The organism is Flavobacterium sp. N1994 (assembly GCF_025947145.1).
GTDB lineage: Bacteria > Bacteroidota > Bacteroidia > Flavobacteriales > Flavobacteriaceae > Flavobacterium.
Genome location: NZ_CP109999.1, coordinates 1 through 16289 on the forward strand (window position 1 = coordinate 1; position 16289 = coordinate 16289).

General features: G+C 37.2%; 22 protein-coding genes and 1 pseudogene. All 23 read right to left on the reverse strand.

The window, feature by feature from the left end; genetic code table 11:
- Window positions 1-171, reverse strand: a complete 171-nt coding sequence (locus OLM53_RS00010) for a hypothetical protein (protein WP_264521005.1) — start codon at window positions 169-171, stop codon at window positions 1-3.
- Window positions 172-729: 558 nt separating this feature from the next.
- Entirely contained in the window at window positions 730-1011 is a 282-nt protein-coding gene (locus OLM53_RS00015; RefSeq protein WP_264521006.1) for a hypothetical protein, read from the reverse strand.
- An 88-nt stretch (window positions 1012-1099) separates the two neighbouring features.
- Window positions 1100-1273: a hypothetical protein gene (locus OLM53_RS00020; RefSeq protein WP_264521007.1), complete on the reverse strand. Its 174-nt coding sequence runs from the start codon at window positions 1271-1273 to the stop codon at window positions 1100-1102.
- A gap of 330 nt (window positions 1274-1603) precedes the next feature.
- Window positions 1604-2496, reverse strand: a pseudogene (locus OLM53_RS00025) (type IX secretion system membrane protein PorP/SprF).
- A 115-nt stretch (window positions 2497-2611) separates the two neighbouring features.
- Window positions 2612-2770, reverse strand: coding sequence for a hypothetical protein (locus OLM53_RS00030; protein ID WP_264521008.1), 159 nt, complete (start codon window positions 2768-2770; stop codon window positions 2612-2614).
- Between the two features lie 4 nt (window positions 2771-2774).
- Entirely contained in the window at window positions 2775-2939 is a 165-nt protein-coding gene (locus OLM53_RS14835; RefSeq protein WP_413614264.1) for a gliding motility-associated C-terminal domain-containing protein, read from the reverse strand.
- Between the two features lie 154 nt (window positions 2940-3093).
- Complete coding sequence (locus OLM53_RS00035) at window positions 3094-3252, reverse strand: hypothetical protein (RefSeq protein ID WP_264521009.1); 159 nt, start codon at window positions 3250-3252, stop codon at window positions 3094-3096.
- 76 nt (window positions 3253-3328) lie between these two features.
- A complete protein-coding gene (locus OLM53_RS00040) occupies window positions 3329-3535 on the reverse strand; it encodes a hypothetical protein (protein ID WP_264521010.1) in 207 nt (68 codons plus the stop codon).
- Between the two features lie 25 nt (window positions 3536-3560).
- A complete protein-coding gene (locus OLM53_RS00045; protein WP_264521011.1) occupies window positions 3561-4004 on the reverse strand; it encodes a hypothetical protein in 444 nt (147 codons plus the stop codon).
- Window positions 3971-4456, reverse strand: coding sequence for a hypothetical protein (locus tag OLM53_RS00050; RefSeq protein ID WP_264521012.1), 486 nt, complete (start codon window positions 4454-4456; stop codon window positions 3971-3973). The genes OLM53_RS00045 and OLM53_RS00050 overlap by 34 nt, the downstream gene beginning before the upstream one ends.
- Window positions 4413-4787 (reverse strand): hypothetical protein, encoded by a 375-nt coding sequence (locus tag OLM53_RS00055; RefSeq protein ID WP_264521013.1) that lies wholly within the window; start codon window positions 4785-4787, stop codon window positions 4413-4415. Before OLM53_RS00055 ends, OLM53_RS00050 begins: the two co-directional genes overlap by 44 nt.
- Entirely contained in the window at window positions 4784-5302 is a 519-nt protein-coding gene (locus tag OLM53_RS00060) for a hypothetical protein (RefSeq protein WP_264521014.1), read from the reverse strand. The genes OLM53_RS00055 and OLM53_RS00060 overlap by 4 nt, the downstream gene beginning before the upstream one ends.
- A 94-nt stretch (window positions 5303-5396) precedes the next feature.
- A complete protein-coding gene (locus OLM53_RS00065; RefSeq protein WP_264521015.1) occupies window positions 5397-5558 on the reverse strand; it encodes a hypothetical protein in 162 nt (53 codons plus the stop codon).
- Window positions 5559-5923: 365 nt separating this feature from the next.
- Window positions 5924-6055 (reverse strand): hypothetical protein, encoded by a 132-nt coding sequence (locus OLM53_RS00070; protein ID WP_264521016.1) that lies wholly within the window; start codon window positions 6053-6055, stop codon window positions 5924-5926.
- Window positions 6037-6162 (reverse strand): hypothetical protein, encoded by a 126-nt coding sequence (locus OLM53_RS00075; RefSeq protein WP_264521017.1) that lies wholly within the window; start codon window positions 6160-6162, stop codon window positions 6037-6039. Before OLM53_RS00075 ends, OLM53_RS00070 begins: the two co-directional genes overlap by 19 nt.
- A gap of 235 nt (window positions 6163-6397) precedes the next feature.
- Window positions 6398-6637, reverse strand: a complete 240-nt coding sequence (locus OLM53_RS00080) for a hypothetical protein (RefSeq protein WP_264521018.1) — start codon at window positions 6635-6637, stop codon at window positions 6398-6400.
- 21 nt (window positions 6638-6658) lie between these two features.
- Window positions 6659-7315, reverse strand: a complete 657-nt coding sequence (locus OLM53_RS00085; RefSeq protein ID WP_264521019.1) for a hypothetical protein — start codon at window positions 7313-7315, stop codon at window positions 6659-6661.
- Window positions 7264-8670, reverse strand: a complete 1407-nt coding sequence (locus OLM53_RS00090) for a hypothetical protein (protein WP_264521020.1) — start codon at window positions 8668-8670, stop codon at window positions 7264-7266. Before OLM53_RS00090 ends, OLM53_RS00085 begins: the two co-directional genes overlap by 52 nt.
- Window positions 8671-8859: 189 nt before the next feature.
- A complete protein-coding gene (locus OLM53_RS00095) occupies window positions 8860-9048 on the reverse strand; it encodes a hypothetical protein (RefSeq protein WP_264521021.1) in 189 nt (62 codons plus the stop codon).
- Window positions 9049-9207: 159 nt separating this feature from the next.
- A complete protein-coding gene (locus OLM53_RS00100) occupies window positions 9208-9453 on the reverse strand; it encodes a hypothetical protein (RefSeq protein ID WP_264521022.1) in 246 nt (81 codons plus the stop codon).
- Between the two features lie 71 nt (window positions 9454-9524).
- A complete protein-coding gene (locus OLM53_RS00105) occupies window positions 9525-9701 on the reverse strand; it encodes a hypothetical protein (protein ID WP_264521023.1) in 177 nt (58 codons plus the stop codon).
- A gap of 76 nt (window positions 9702-9777) precedes the next feature.
- Entirely contained in the window at window positions 9778-15411 is a 5634-nt protein-coding gene (locus OLM53_RS00110; RefSeq protein ID WP_264521024.1) for a beta strand repeat-containing protein, read from the reverse strand.
- A 22-nt stretch (window positions 15412-15433) separates the two neighbouring features.
- On the reverse strand, window positions 15434-16051 hold the full coding sequence (locus OLM53_RS00115) for a hypothetical protein (RefSeq protein WP_264521003.1): 618 nt from the start codon (window positions 16049-16051) through the stop codon (window positions 15434-15436).
- Window positions 16052-16289: the final 238 nt, after the last annotated feature.

Here is a 16289-nt window from a genome sequence, read left to right on the forward strand (position 1 = left end):
TTAGTTGATACCAAATACATCTGCTAAATCATCACCTGGTTTAACTTCTTTTTGAGTTTTTTCAATTTCAATATTCAACTCAGTTTTACCATCCGTTTTACCTATAATTACTGGAGATTCTTTAGTAGTATAAGTTTCAAGTGAGTTCTTACATAAAATTTTGTACCACATTCCACTTCAGTGAATTGGTATTTTCCATCTTTATCAGAAGTAGTCCTCTTTAAGTTGTTTGAATTTTTCATCAAATAAAATCAACTTAGCATTTGGAAGAATCACTTTAGTTTAGCATCTGTAACCACTCCAAATAGAAGTTGTTCACACCAAATTGGTCTTGTTTCTAAAAACTTATAGATATCATCATTTCCTTGACCACCATCTCTATTAGAACTTAGGAATCCTTTTTTAGAATTTGAATTGATAATTAAAGCAAAATCATCTTTTGGACTATTGGCTTCTTCACCTACGTTTAATACTTGTTTGAAATTAAGGCTACCATCTTTAGGAAGTCTGTGATAAAAATATCCAAACCACCAAGTCCAGGTTGACCATCAGAAGCAAAGTATAATTCGTTTATCGTCATTTACAAAAGATAAGTTTCTCTACCCGCAGTATTTATGGCATCGCCAAGATTTTCTTGGTACCAAAACTACCATCCTCATTTAATTTTACTCTGTATAAATCGGATAAACCATGAGTTCCCGCATATCAGATGCAAAATATAAAGTTTTTTCATCTGGAAGATAATGCTGGATGCGCTGTTTGATAACTATCACTGTTAAAAGGAAGTGCAGTTATATTATTCCAATTACCATCTTTGTCTACTTTAGCAGAATAGATTTTCAAAAGGGTTACTATTGCTAGCATCAAATCAACCTCTTTCGTCAAGGTAATTGTTTCTTGTAAAGTAAACTGTTTTCCATCTTTTGTAAAGGCTGGAGTATCTTCGTGAAACTTGGTATTAATCTTTTTGCCAAATCGCTCAACAGCTCCTAATGAACCATCTTCTGACATAGTTGAACCGTAAAGATTGGTAAAATACTGTCCTGTCCAAGTATGGACCTTTTCGAGAAGTTTCCAGTATCACGGGCCGAAGAGAAAATTACTTTAGTGCCCATGTAGGCAGTCCCATAATCAGAATATTAGTATTTATTCCAGCGTTTTCAATTTTGTAACGACCAGAAATGTTTTTGATTTCGGCTAAATAATCTCTGTTATTTGAGAATAATTTTGCTCTAGTATCATTACCGCTTTTTTCACCAAACTTTGCCATCATGGCATCAGACTTGGTATAATCTTTGGTTGCTTTTAATGTTTAGAAAAACGATAAAAGAATTCCGCTTCTTGATCTGGAGCAGTTGCATAAAGTTCGTCATACCATTTGTTAGCTTTTTCTAATTCAGCATTGAAATAATACGCATTACCTATTTAAGTAACATGTCAGGAGATTTATATCCTTTACTGTAGATACGCTCATAGGTTTTAATAGCATCTATAAAAGCAAGTTTGTCATACTCCTTATTTCCTTTTACTACTTCTTTTTACTAGTTTGTGAATAACTATTAACACAAGTTAAAGTTATAGTACTAAGTATATAATTTTATTTTCATAATCGTCTTGTTATTAGAGATAAACTAGGTGATACCAATTTACTTACTTTATTGAACAACTCAAATCTTAAAAATATCTCATGTGAACCAGAGTTATAATTTCTCAAATGGTTGTTTCTGTATCATAGCTATAAACCAATAAATAAACCATCAGTTACTTGAAAACCTGCTAATCCACTTACTGCTGCATCCCAACGATAAGCACTCCAAGCATCAATTTATCAAAGAATAAGAAGTTACCTGAAACATCTACTTGTAATGGCGCACCAGTTACTACCTTAGTCAAGAAAGCGGGTTTGAACTTTATTGATTCAGATAAATCAAATACATAACCTCCAATAGCATAGAAGTTCATTCTTTCTTGAAAAACAGCTACATCATTGTCGTTGTATTTGGTTTCTTGTAAAAAGTTAGGAACAGAAAGTCCAAAATACAATTTTTCAGAGTGTAAATAAAGACCAGCACCAAAGTTTGTTTAAGTTTACTATTATAATTTTGAAGATTTGATCATTTAGGTGTTGTGGATCTAATTTATCTGCATCCAAAGTAAACATATTTCCAGAAGCTTTTATAACCAAACGAAATTTGTAATCTTCAGACATTGGAATGGTAATACGATACATCATCCGAAATAGTGTTGTCAGTTGTTGGTCCGATTCTATCGTTAACTAATGAAAGTCCATACCTAAATTACTATTGTTGATTGGTGTTTAGAGAGAAAGCATTGAAACTGGTGCACCATCTAAACCTACCCATTGGGTACGATGCAATCCAAAAATACTCATTACTCCTCTCGATCCTGCATAGGCGGGATTAATATTTATGGTGTTATACATGTATTGGGTAAACTGGCATCTTGTTGAGCAAAACCAGTGTAACACGTTAACATCAAAGCGAAATTAAAATTTTTGTTCTCAAATTTTCTATTTTTATCCTGAGGGTTTTTTCAACCCTCAGGATAATTAGTTATTTTTTATCTAGTAAGGTATAAGTATCCGTCTTTATTAACATTTGTCCATCCGATGTTGTCCACTGTACAATATAGAAATACGTCCAGTTGGCAATTCTTGAGATTTGCTTACAGTTGCTCTTCCTTCAGAGATACCAATGAATTTCTTAGAACTGTTATCATAGTTGTCTGCTTCATATACTAATACTCCCAACTTGTTAAATTTCAACCTTATTGGTTGGATAACACCCGAAATCTTCAATATGTTCAATATCAAAGAACTCATTCAGTCCATCACCATTTGGTGTAATTGCATTATGTATTTTTATGTTTTCACAAGGTAAAACAACACCACATTCTTTAATCGGTACAACTATATTTATTTTTTGAGGACAGTACCTGTTTGAATATTATATGAGAATGTATAAGTACCAACAGCTACACCTTCTGCATTAAGAACTGAACCGTTTAAAACTACCAACATTATTCTCGTTTACCCATGTTCCAGTTGTTGGAGTTCCAGTAGTAAATAAGTGGCTAAATCAGTTGTAACTCCAATTTGGTCATTACAATCTCATTAGTTACTTTAATATTCGTTACATCAGCTACTTGTGTTACGGTAACAAATCTAATAATTTGAGTTTCGTTTCCACAAGCATCACGCACTATCCATGTCCATGTAATAGTAAACACCATTTATTGGTTGAGATTGTGTTTGAGTGAACGTTGGTTGTTCAACCTGCTGAACAATTATCTGTAAAGTCTGAAGCAGTTAATACTGGAGCACTTGGATATTATTACAAGTTGCAGGTAATTTAACAGGAATTACAGGTATCAATTGCGGACCAGTTTTGTCAGTTACATCAATTTCTTGAGTTAAACGAATTGGATTCTCATTTCCACAAGCATCGGTAGCTACCCAAGTTCTTATTATTTTATAATTAGATGGACAACTTCCTTGTAATACAGTTTGAATCATATTCACAGTTGCCGTTCCACAATTATCACACGCTGTGTATAACTGCAGGAGCTGGAATGTTATCACAAGATGCAGCTACATTTGCTGGAGCACTTTGATCGAACGTTGGAGGAATAGTATCATTAACACTAATCGTTTGTGATGTTGAAGATGTGTTACCACAAGCATCAACAAAAGTCCATTTTCTAGTTACAGTGAATGAATTTGGACAAAGTCCAGGAACAGTAGTATCAACTCCTAGTACAGTTATAGCACCAGTACAATTATCCATAGCTGTAAGTGATATCATAGCAGGAACTTCACCACTACAAGTTGCAAATATTGGAGCTGGAGCTGCAGGAGCTACAGGCGCAATGTTATCTGTTACTGTGATCGTTTGAGTTTGAGGAGCCGCAGCATTACCACACGCATCCACAAGAGTCCAAGTACGAGTAATTATTTTAGAACCAGCACATTGACCGTTAGCCACACTATCATAAATGTAGCTTGTAAATCAGACGAACAGTTGTCAGCCTCATTAGTTACATCACCATTTAGAGCTACCGATGCATCGAAAGTACAATCAGCTGTTGTGAATATTTCAGTATTCGCAGGGGCAGTGAAAGTAGGAGCAATGTTATCTGTTACCGTGATCGTTTGAGTTTGAGGAGCCGCAGCATTACCACAAGCATCCACAAGAGTCCAAGTACGAGTAATTATTTTAGAACCAGCACATTGACCGTTAGCCACACTATCATTAAATGTAGCTTGTAAATCAGACGAACAGTTGTCGGCCTCATTAGTTACATCACCAGTTAGAGCTACCGATGCATCGAAAGTACAATCAGCCGTTGTGAATATTTCAGTATTCGCAGGGGCAGTGAAAGTAGGAGCAATGTTATCTGTTACCGTGATCGTTTGAGTTTGAGGAGCCCGCAGCATTACCACACGCATCCACAAGAGTCCAAGTACGAGTAATTATTTTAGAACCAGCACATTGACCGTTAGCCACACTATCAGTAAATGTAGCTTGTAAATCAGACGAACAGTTGTCGGCCTCATTAGTTACATCACCAGTTAGAGCTACCGATGCATCGAAAGTACAATCAGCCGTTGTGAATATTTCAGTATTCGCAGGGGCAGTGAAAGTAGGAGCAATGTTATCTGTTACTGTGATCGTTTGAGTTTGAGGAGCCGCAGCATTACCACAAGCATCCACAAGAGTCCAAGTACGAGTAATTATTTTTGAACCAGCACATTGACCGTTAGTCACACTATCAGTAAATATAGCTTGTAAATCAGACGAACAGTTGTCAGCCTCATTATTACATCACCATTTAGAGCTACAGACGCATCGAAAGTACAATCACCGTTTGAATATTTCAGTATTCGCAGGGCAGTGAAAGTAGGTGCTACAGTATCATGTATTGTAAATGTAGCTGAAGATGTAGATGAATTGTTGCAAGCATCAGTAGCAGTAAATATTACTGTTACAGCGGCTGAACAATTGTTGGAGATAGCATTGAAATTATTAGTCCAAGTTACATTTGAACAATTATCAGATGCAATAGCTCCACCATTTGAATTCAACCATGCTTGTAGCTCATCTGTATTACCAGAACCATTACATTGTACAACTATATTTGTAGCTGCAGTAGTGAAAGTAGGAGCAATGTTATCTGTTACTGTGATCGTTTGAGTTTGAGGAGCCGCAGCATTACCACAAGCATCCACAAGAGTCCAAGTACGAGTAATTATTTTAGAACCAGCACATTGACCGTTAGCCACACTATCAGTAAATGTAGCTTGTAAATCAGACGAACAGTTGTCGGCCTCATTAGTTACATCACCAGTTAGAGCTACCGATGCATCGAAAGTACAATCAGCCGTTGTGAATATTTATTCGCAGGGGCAGTGAAAGTAGGAGCAATGTTATCTGTACTGTGATCGTTTGAGTTTGAGGAGCCGCAGCATTACCACAAGCATCCACAAGAGTCCAAGTACGAGTAATTATTTTTGAACCAGCACATTGACCGTTAGCCACACTATCAGTAAATGTAGCTTGTAAATCAGACGAACAGTTGTCAGCCTCATTAGTTACATCACCAGTTAGAGCTACCGAAGCATCGAAAGTACAATCACCGTTGTGAATATTTCAGTATTCGCTGGCGCAGTGAAAGTAGAGCAATGTTATCGGTTACTGTGATCGTTTGAGTTTGAGGAGCCGCAGCATTACCACACGCATCCACAAGAGTCCAAGTACAGTAATTATTTTAGAACCAGCACATGACCGTTAGCCACACTATCATAAAATAGCTTGTAAATCAGACGAACAGTTTCAGCCTCATTATTACATCACCAGTTAGAGCTACCGATGCATCGAAAGTACAATCAGCTGTTGTGAATATTTCAGTATTCGCAGGGCAGTGAAAGTAGAGCAATGTTATCGGTTACCGTGATGGTTTGAGTTTGAGGAGCCGCAGCATTACCACACGCATCCACAAGAGTCCAAGTACGAGTAATTATTTCGAACCAGCACATTGACCGTTAGTCACACTATCAGTAAATGTAGCTTGTAAATCAGACGAACAGTTGTCAGCCTCATTAGTTACATCACCATTAGAGCTACAGACGCATCGAAAGTACAATCAGCCGTTGAATATTTCAGTATTCGCAGGGGCAGTGAAAGTAGGTGCAATGTTATCTGTTACTGTGATCGTTTGAGTTTAGAGGACCGCAGCATTACCACAAGCATCCACAAGATCCAAGTACGAGTAATTATTTTAGAACCAGCACATTGACCGTTAGCCACACTATCAGTAAATGTAGCTTGTAAATCAGACGAACAGTTGTCAGCCTCATTAGTTACATCACCAGTTAGAGCTACCGATGCATCGAAAGTACAATCAGCCGTTGTGAATATTTCATATTCGCAGGGGCAGTGAAAGTAGGTGCAATGTTATCTGTTACTGTGATCGTTTGAGTTTGAGGAGCCGCAGCATTACCACAAGCATCCACAAGAGTCCAAGTACGAGTAATTATTTTAGAACCAGCACATTGACCGTTAGCCACACTATCAGTAAATGTAGCTTGTAAATCAGACGAACAGATTGTCAGCCTCATTAGTTACATCACCAGTTAGAGCTACCGATGCATCGAAAGTACAATCAGCCGTTGTGAATATTTCAGTATTCGCAGGGCAGTGAAAGTAGGAGCAATGTTATCTGTTACTGTGATCGTTTGAGTTTGAGGAGCCGCAGCATTACCACAAGCATCCACAAGAGTCCAAGTACGAGTAATTATTTTTGAACCAGCACATTGACCGTTAGTCACACTATCAGTAAATATAGCTTGTAAATCAGACGAACAGTTGTCAGCCTCATTAGTTACATCACCAGTTAGAGCTACAGACGCATCGAAAGTACAATCAGCCGTTGTGAATATTTCAGTATTCGCAGGGGCAGTGAAAGTAGGTGCTACAGTATCATGTATTGTAAATGTAGCTGAAGATGTAGATGAATTGTTGCAAGCATCAGTAGCAGTAAATATTACTGTTACAGCGGCTGAACAATTGTTGGAGATAGCATTGAAATTATTAGTCCAAGTTACATTTGAACAATTATCAGATGCAATAGCTCCACCATTTGAATTCAACCATGCTTGTAGCTCATCTGTATTACCAGAACCATTACATTGTACAACTATATTTGTAGCTGCAGCATTAGTGAAAGTAGGAGCAATGTTATCTGTTACTGTGATCGTTTGAGTTTGAGGAGCCGCAGCATTACCACAAGCATCCACAAGAGTCCAATACGAGTAATTATTTTAGAACCAGCACATTGACCGTTAGCCACACTATCAGTAAATGTAGCTTGTAAATCAGACGAACAGTTGTCGGCCTCATTAGTTACATCACCAGTTAGAGCTACCGATGCATCGAAAGTACAATCAGCCGTTGTGAATATTTCAGTATTCGCAGGGGCAGTGAAAGTAGGAGCAATGTTATCTGTTACTGTGATCGTTTGAGTTTGAGGAGCCGCAGCATTACCACAAGCATCCACAAGAGTCCAAGTACGAGTAATTATTTTTGAACCAGCACATTGACCGTTAGCCACACTATCAGTAAATGTAGCTTGTAAATCAGACGAACAGTTGTCAGCCTCATTAGTTACATCACCAGTTAGAGCTACCGAAGCATCGAAAGTACAATCAGCCGTTGTGAATATTTCAGTATTCGCTGGCGCAGTGAAAGTAGGAGCAATGTTATCTGTTACTGTGATCGTTTGAGTTTGAGGAGCCGCAGCATACCACACGCATCCACAAGAGTCCAAGTACGAGTAAATTTTAGAACCAGCACATTGACCGTTAGCCACACTATCAGTAAATGTAGCTTGTAAATCAGACGAACAGTTGTCAGCCTCATTAGTTACATCACCAGTTAGAGCTACCGATGCATCGAAAGTACAATCAGCTGTTGTGAATATTTCAGTATTCGCAGGGGCAGTGAAAGTAGGAGCAATGTTATCTGTTACCGTGATCGTTTGAGTTTGAGGAGCCGCAGCATTACCACAAGCATCCACAAGAGTCCAAGTACGAGTAATTATTTTAGAACCAGCACATTGACCGTTAGCCACACTATCAGTAAATGTAGCTTGTAAATCAGACGAACAGTTTGTCGCCTCATTAGTTACATCACCAGTTAGAGCTACCGATGCATCGAAAGTACAATCAGCCGTTGTGAATATTTCAGTATTCGCAGGGGCAGTGAAAGTAGGAGCAATGTTATCTGTTACTGTGATCGTTTGAGTTTGAGGAGCCGCAGCATTACCACAAGCATCCACAAGAGTCCAAGTACGAGTAATTATTTTCGAACCAGCACATTGACCGTTAGCCACACTATCAGTAAATGTAGCTTGTAAATCAGACGAACAGTTGTCAGCCTCATTAGTTACATCACCAGTTAGAGCTACCGATGCATCGAAAGTACAATCAGCCGTTGTGAATATTTCAGTATTCGCAGGGGCAGTGAAAGTAGGTGCAATGTTATCTGTTACTGTGATCGTTTGAGTTTGAGGAGCCGCAGCATTACCACAAGCATCCACAAGAGTCCAAGTACGAGTAATTATTTTAGAACCAGCACATTGACCGTTAGCCACACTATCAGTAAATGTAGCTTGTAAATCAGACGAACAGTTGTCAGCCTCATTAGTTACATTACCAGTTAAGAGCTACCGATGCATCGAAAGTACAATCAGCCGTTGTAAAATTTCAGTATTCGCAGGGCAGTGAAAGTAGGAGCAATGTTATCTGTTACTGTGATCGTTTGAGTTTGAGGAGCCGCAGCATTACCACAAGCATCCACAAGAGTCCAAGTACGAGTAATTATTTTGAACCACACATTGACCGTTAGTCACACTATCAGTAAATATAGCTTGTAAATCAGACGAACAGTTGTCAGCCTCATTAGTTACATCACCAGTTAGAGCTACAGACGCATCGAAAGTACAATCAGCCGTTGTGAATATTTCATTCATATTCGCAGGGGCAGTGAAAGTAGGTGCTACAGTATCATGTATTGTAAATGTAGCTGAAGATGTAGATGAATTGTTGCAAGCATCAGTAGCAGTAAATATTACTGTTACAGCGGCTGAACAATTGTTGGAGATAGCATTGAAATTATTAGTCCAATTAAATTACATTGAACAATTATCAGATGCAATAGCTCCACCATTTGAATTCAACCATGCTTGTAGCTCATCTGTATTACCAGAACCATTACATTGTACAACTATATTTGTAGCTGCAGTAGTGAAAGTAGGAGCAATGTTATCTGTTACTGTGATCGTTTGAGTTTGAGGAGCCGCAGCATTACCACAAGCATCCACAAGAGTCCAAGTACGAGTAATTATTTTAGAACCAGCACATTGACCGTTAGCCACACTATCAGTAAATGTAGCTTGTAAATCAGACGAACAGTTGTCAGCCTCATTAGTTACATCACCAGTTAGAGCTACCGATGCATCGAAAGTACAATCAGCTGTTGTGAATATTTCATATTCGCAGGGGCAGTGAAAGTAGGAGCAATTAAATCTTGAATAACAACAGTTACAGTAGCTTCATCACAATTATTTGGATTTAAGATCTCACATATTCTATAAGTAAAAGTATACGATCCACAACTTCCCAATACTAGTTAAATTTACATTTCCATAGTATCAATATTCAAATTATTGTAACTTCCACTTAGTACAGTCAGATTTACTTCATTGGTTGATAAACCAACAGTACTGTTTAAAAGTATCATTTGTTAAGATATTTCCAATTAAACCAACGCTAGAACATTGAACAGTTAGATAGTTGTCATCTATAGCTTCAATTGCAGCAGCACCAACAGCAACAGAAACAGTAGCTGTATCACAATTCGTTGGATTTAAGATTTCACAGATTTGGTAAACCAAAGTATAAGAAACCAGCAGTGTTCCAGGAGCTACAAGTACATCAGTACCAGAAAGCGTAATTCCAGGATTAGTAGAAGATACGAAAGTAGTATTTACTTGCGAAGCTAAAACCGGCACACCGTTAAGAGTATCGTTAACCAACACGTTAGTGAAAGCCGTACCACCAGTTAAACCATTTACAGGAGTACCCGCATCATCATTAGCGATGATTTGAGCAGCTGAAACAGAAACAGAAACAGTAGCTGTATCACAATTCGTTGGATTTAAGATTTCACAGATTTGGTAAACCAAAGTATAAGAACCAGCAGGTGTTCCAGGAGCTACTAGTACATCAGTACCAGAAAGCGTAATTCCAGGATTAGTAGAAGACACGAAAGTAGTATTTACTTGCGAAGCTAAAACCGGCACACCGTTAAGAGTATCGTTAACCAACACGTTAGTGAAAGCCGTACCACCAGTTAAACCATTTACAGGAGTACCCGCATCATCATTAGCGATGATTTGAGCATGTGTTACCGTAACAGTAACTGTAGCTGTATCACAATTCGTTGGATTTAAGATTTCACAGATTTGGTAAACCAAAGTATAAGAACCAGCAGGTGTTCCAGGAGCTACTAGTACATCAGTACCAGAAAGCGTAATTCCAGGATTAGTAGAAGACACGAAAGTAGTATTTACTTGCGAAGCTAAAACCGGCACACCGTTAAGAGTATCGTTAACCAACACGTTAGTGAAAGCCGTACCACCAGTTAAACCATTTACAGGAGTACCCGCATCATCATTAGCGATGATTTGAGCATGTGTTACCGTAACAGTAACTGTAGCTGTATCACAATTCGTTGGATTTAAGATTTCACAGATTTGGTAAACCAAAGTATAAGAACCAGCAGGTGTTCCAGGAGCTACAAGTACATCAGTACCAGAAAGCGTAATTCCAGGATTAGTAGAAGATACGAAAGTAGTATTTACTTGCGAAGCTAAAACCGGCACACCGTTAAGAGCATCGTTAACCAACACGTTAGTGAAAGCAGTACCACCAGTTAAACCATTTACAGGAGTACCCGCATCATCATTAGCGATGATTTGAGCAGCTGAAACAGAAACAGAAACAGTAGCCGTATCACAATTCGTTGGATTTAAGATTTCACAGATTTGGTAAACTAAAGTATAAGAACCAGCAGGTGTTCCAGGCGCAACTAGCACGTTAGTACCAGAAAGCGTAATTCCAGGATTAGTAGAAGACACGAAAGTAGTATTTACTTGCGAAGCTAAAACAGGCACACCGTTAAGAGTATCGTTAACCAATACGTTAGTGAAAGCAGTACCACCAGTTAAACCATTTACAGGAGTACCCGCATCATCATTAGCGATGATTTGAGCAGCTGAAACAGAAACAGAAACAGTAGCCGTATCACAATTCGTTGGATTTAAGATTTCACAGATTTGGTAAACTAAAGTATAAGAACCAGCAGGTGTTCCAAGCGCAACTAGCACGTTAGTACCAGAAAGCGTAATTCCAGGATTAGTAGAAGACACGAAAGTAGTATTTACTTGCGAAGCTAAAACCGGCACACCGTTAAGAGTATCGTTAACCAACACGTTAGTGAAAGCCGTACCACCAGTTAAACCATTTATAGGAGTACCCGCATCATCATTAGCGATGATTTGAGCAGCTGAAACAGAAACAGAAACAGTAGCTGTATCACAATTCGTTGGATTTAAGATTTCACAGATTTGGTAAACCAAAGTATAAGAACCAGCAGGTGTTCCAGGAGCTACAAGTACGTTAGTACCTGAAAGCGTAATTCCAGGATTAGTAGAAGATACGAAAGTAGTATTTACTTGCGAAGCTAAAACCGGCACACCGTTAAGAGTATCGTTAACCAACACGTTAGTGAAAGCCGTACCACCAGTTAAACCATTTACAGGAGTACCCGCATCATCATTAGCGATGATTTGAGCAGCTGAAACAGAAACAGAAACAGTAGCTGTATCACAATTCGTTGGATTTAATTTTTCACAAATTTGATAGGTAACTGTGTATGAACCAGCTGGAGTTCCGGGAGTTACATTCACAGAACCATTTACTGGATTAAGAGTAACACCAGAGTTAGTTGTAGAAACTTGAGTTAAGTTAATAGTTGCTAAAGTTGCAGGGTTACCATTAAGAGTATCATTAACTAATACATTAGCTAAAGACTGACCACCAGTTAAACCATTTATTGGTGAACCATTGTCATTCACAGCATCTATTACAGCATTAGTTACTAAAACAGTTACAGTAGCTGTATCACAATTCGTTGGATTTAATTTTTCACAAATTTGATAAGTAAGGATATAAGAACCAGAAGGAGTTCCTGGAGCTACGTTTACTGAACCAATAGCAGGATTAAGGGTTACTCCAGGATTAGTTGTTGCAACCTGAGTAAGATTGATATTACCTAGATTAGCAGGACCACCATTTAGAGTGTCATTAACCAATACATATGGAAATGATTGACCACCAGTAGCACCAACAATAGAAGTACCTATATCATTTACAGCATCAATTACAGCGTTAGTAACAGAAACAGTAACAGTAGCTGTATCACAATTGGTTGTATTTAATTTTTCACAAATTTGATAAGTAAGAATATACGAACCAGAAGGAGTTCCTGGAGCTACATTTACTGAGCCGTTAGCAGTGTTAAGGGTAACGCCACTATTTGTAGTTGAAACTTGTGTTAAGTTCACTAAAGCTAAAGTAGCAGGTGCGCCATTAAGGGTATCGTTAACTAATACATTAGATAATGATTGACCACCTGAAGCACCAACGATAGAAGTACCAGCATCATTTACAGCATCAATTACAGCATTTGTAACAGAAACGGTAACCGTTGCCGTATCACAATTAGTTGGATTTATTTTTTCACATATTTGATATGTAACTGTGTATGAACCAGATGGAGTACCAGGAGCCACATTCACCGAACCGTTAGCAGGGTTAAGAGTAACACCAGCATTTGTAGTTGAAACTTGTGTTAAATTTACAGAAGCTAAACTAGCAGGAGCACCATTAAGGGTATCGTTAACTAATACATTAGCTAATGATTGACCACCTGAAGCACCAACAATAGGAGCACCAGCATCATTCACTGCATCAATAATAGGTTTAGTTACTGTTATTGTTACAGTAGCAGGGTCACAATTTGTAGTTGGATTTAATTTTTCACATAAGTTATATACTATAGTATAAGTTCCAGCAGGAGTTCCAGGAGGTACAGAAATTTGACCTGTATTTGTATCAATAACAGGAACTGGATTTCCGCCAATTGGAGTTGCAGGAGTGGTAACTGTAATATTAACTTGTGAAATAGTTGCTTGAACACCATTCAAGGTATCTGAACCATTACCGTTATTGTTTAAAACGTTTCCAGCATTTGGATTTCCTGTAGTTCCATTACCACCAGCAATAGTATCGTTTTGTGCAACAATTACTGGACATTTAGTAATAGTAAAAGGGAAGTTACATCCATTTCCGCCACCAGAAGGAACTGCATAATAAGTAACAGTTGAACCAGCTACCAGTGGAATAGGATTAGCATCTGTATATTGAATAGAATTTACAGTTACTGGGAAAGAATTATAAAATAATGATCCTACTGGAAAATTTGAAGCAATTTCAGAAGTTCCTACACTAGTACTAGTACTACAGTATGAAAAATGTCTTGTATAATCAGTATTTGGACAGTTTTGTTGTACATAACTTGTACCATTAATAGCTGTATTAATTGGAGTTGCAATTGGTTCGCCAGCACAACTACCATTTACAGTATACCCTTGAATCAAATTGGAATTATTCAAAGCTACATTTGTAGTATTACCAATACCTGTAGAATTTCCAACAACACCCATATTACTTCCACAAGTAGCGTTGCTTAAAATAGCACAATCTGTTGTAGATTTTAATTTGAATGTTAATCTAGCTAATAAAGAGCTAGGATTTGCTGGTAAAACTAAAGTTCCAAAATCCCAAACAATGGATCCAGTTGCTCCTAAACTAGGATTAAATGAAATATTATTTGGTGTTGGAGTTGTTTGTGGACTAAATATTGTACCTGCAGCACTTCCTGCAACATAAGTTGCATTAAACGGAATAGGAATAATTAATTTATAATTATTTATTGCCTCTGTACCAATGTTTTTTATATCTACACTATAACCAGCTTCTTGACCTGGTAATATTGTGTAAGGTTGAACCGCTGGTGAACCATTGATAGTTGTGGCAGTGATTACACCTTCAACTTCTGGGATATAGGCATCAACAGACATTGCAATTGTATAAATAGAATAGGTATCCCCATTTGTACCATACAAGAATTTTGTTGCCGTTTGACTATTCCCAATAATACTATTGTTTGTATTAGGTATATTAACAATACCAATATCAATACCTGTATTATTTACCAAGTTAGGATTTCTCGTGCCTGGGGCAGTTATAGATGAATTGAAAAAATTATCTGGACTTGGTACCACACCATTTGCATTTCTACTTAATGTGGTGTAAGTGTTGCTAGCAAGTTTTTGTATTTTGAAGTAATCTCCTGTATACCCAACATCACCTTCACTGGCCATAAATCCAATTTTCATACCTACGTTACCAGATTGTACAGTATTAAAACCTGAAACAGGTAACTCTAAACCTGCAGATGAGTTTCCAGCATCAACATAATAATAACCATCAAAAATAGTTACATCTCTCCATTTCATTTTTGAGTTTTGATAAATAACTATCATTCCCCATCCACCAGAGAAACCAGTTCCACTAGTTTGACCTCCTTCTAAAAGAGCCATATCAGCAACAGTATATTTACCTATACCATTCTGTCTTACATAATCAGTAACTTCTGCATAGGCAGCGTAAATATTATCTTCAGTCCCTGAAGGATAATAAATATCACCAGCAGCAGCTGTAATGTCAGTGTATGAACTAGCAGTTGGCCCTTTAAGTTTAACTACTCTTTTATTAAAAGTTTTAGTTACACTATTTTTAGTTACATTAAAAGTTTGGTTTGGAGAACCAGCTCCGGTCCAATATAACCCTGCAAACACTATGGTTGAACATGAGGGAACAGATCCATTTTCAGAAGCAATTTCTAATGTTGAAGATGATGAATTAAAAGTGCTAGAGTCACCATCTGTGTCAACATAAACCATAGATTGGTTATTATTGTTTTGAGTTGCAGAGTAATTCTGTGGAGTCAAACAAGTATTCCCAAACATGGTGAAATCACCTTTCACATTGTAAATCTTTTTAGTTGGACTAAACTGTGAGGTTCTTTGGGTAAATACTTTTTTAGCTTGAGCATTAATTGTTGTTGAAAACCCAAAAAGGATAGCAAACAATACAACTAATTGCTTAAGTTTTTTTACGATTGAGTTGAAGTATAAATTTTTCATATATTCTCTTTTTATCAATTTCTTATTGATTTCTATCACCTTTATCTACTTTATAAAATATACTAAATCTACTATCATAATTTCCAATATGACTAGAAATAACATTACTAGTAGTATTGATGTTTGATATAAAATAGATGTATTTCAAATTAGGAAAATTTGAAAAGGCAGCTAAATCAATAACTGAATTTAATTCACTTGTGGTATTGATTAAAATAGTTACAATTTCAATATTCTGTTTTTCAGTAATTGAATTGTTTACTTGACCTAACGAACTTGCATCCGTGTAGAGATTAGTAGGAGCATCTCCATAAGTCTTCACAACACCTTGATAAAAATAGGTAGAGGATTGAACTTGAGTTACCAGATCGTTCAGACGCTGAATATTAACGGCACTAGTACCAGAACTTGCAATACGAGCTGTACCCGAAGTTCTTGCTGATGCTAGTAATGAATTCAACTCTGTTACAACGACGGTTCCATCTTGACTAGCTCTCAAACCCTGTTGGGCAAAGACTCCAGAACAAAATGAAACTAACATTAACAGTAATAATAGTTTTTGTTTCATGACTTGACTTGTTTTTTCAAACGGTAGATTTGTTTGATGGTTAAATAATACATTTGGGCTATTTGTTTTCATACAATTAGTTTTTGAAAATAATTTTACAAAAAAATTACGAAATAATTTCGGGCGTGAAGTTGTTTAGAAGTAGGCATAAAGGTTAATAGTTATTTTGGGTCATACTATTCGTGTGCTAAATTATATACTAAACTATCAATGCACCCAAATTTTTCTACAAACAACACAAAAACTCGTTTAAAAGACATTTTTCTTTGTTTTTAAAGCCTCAGTTCTAGGTTTACTCTTGTTTTTTCTT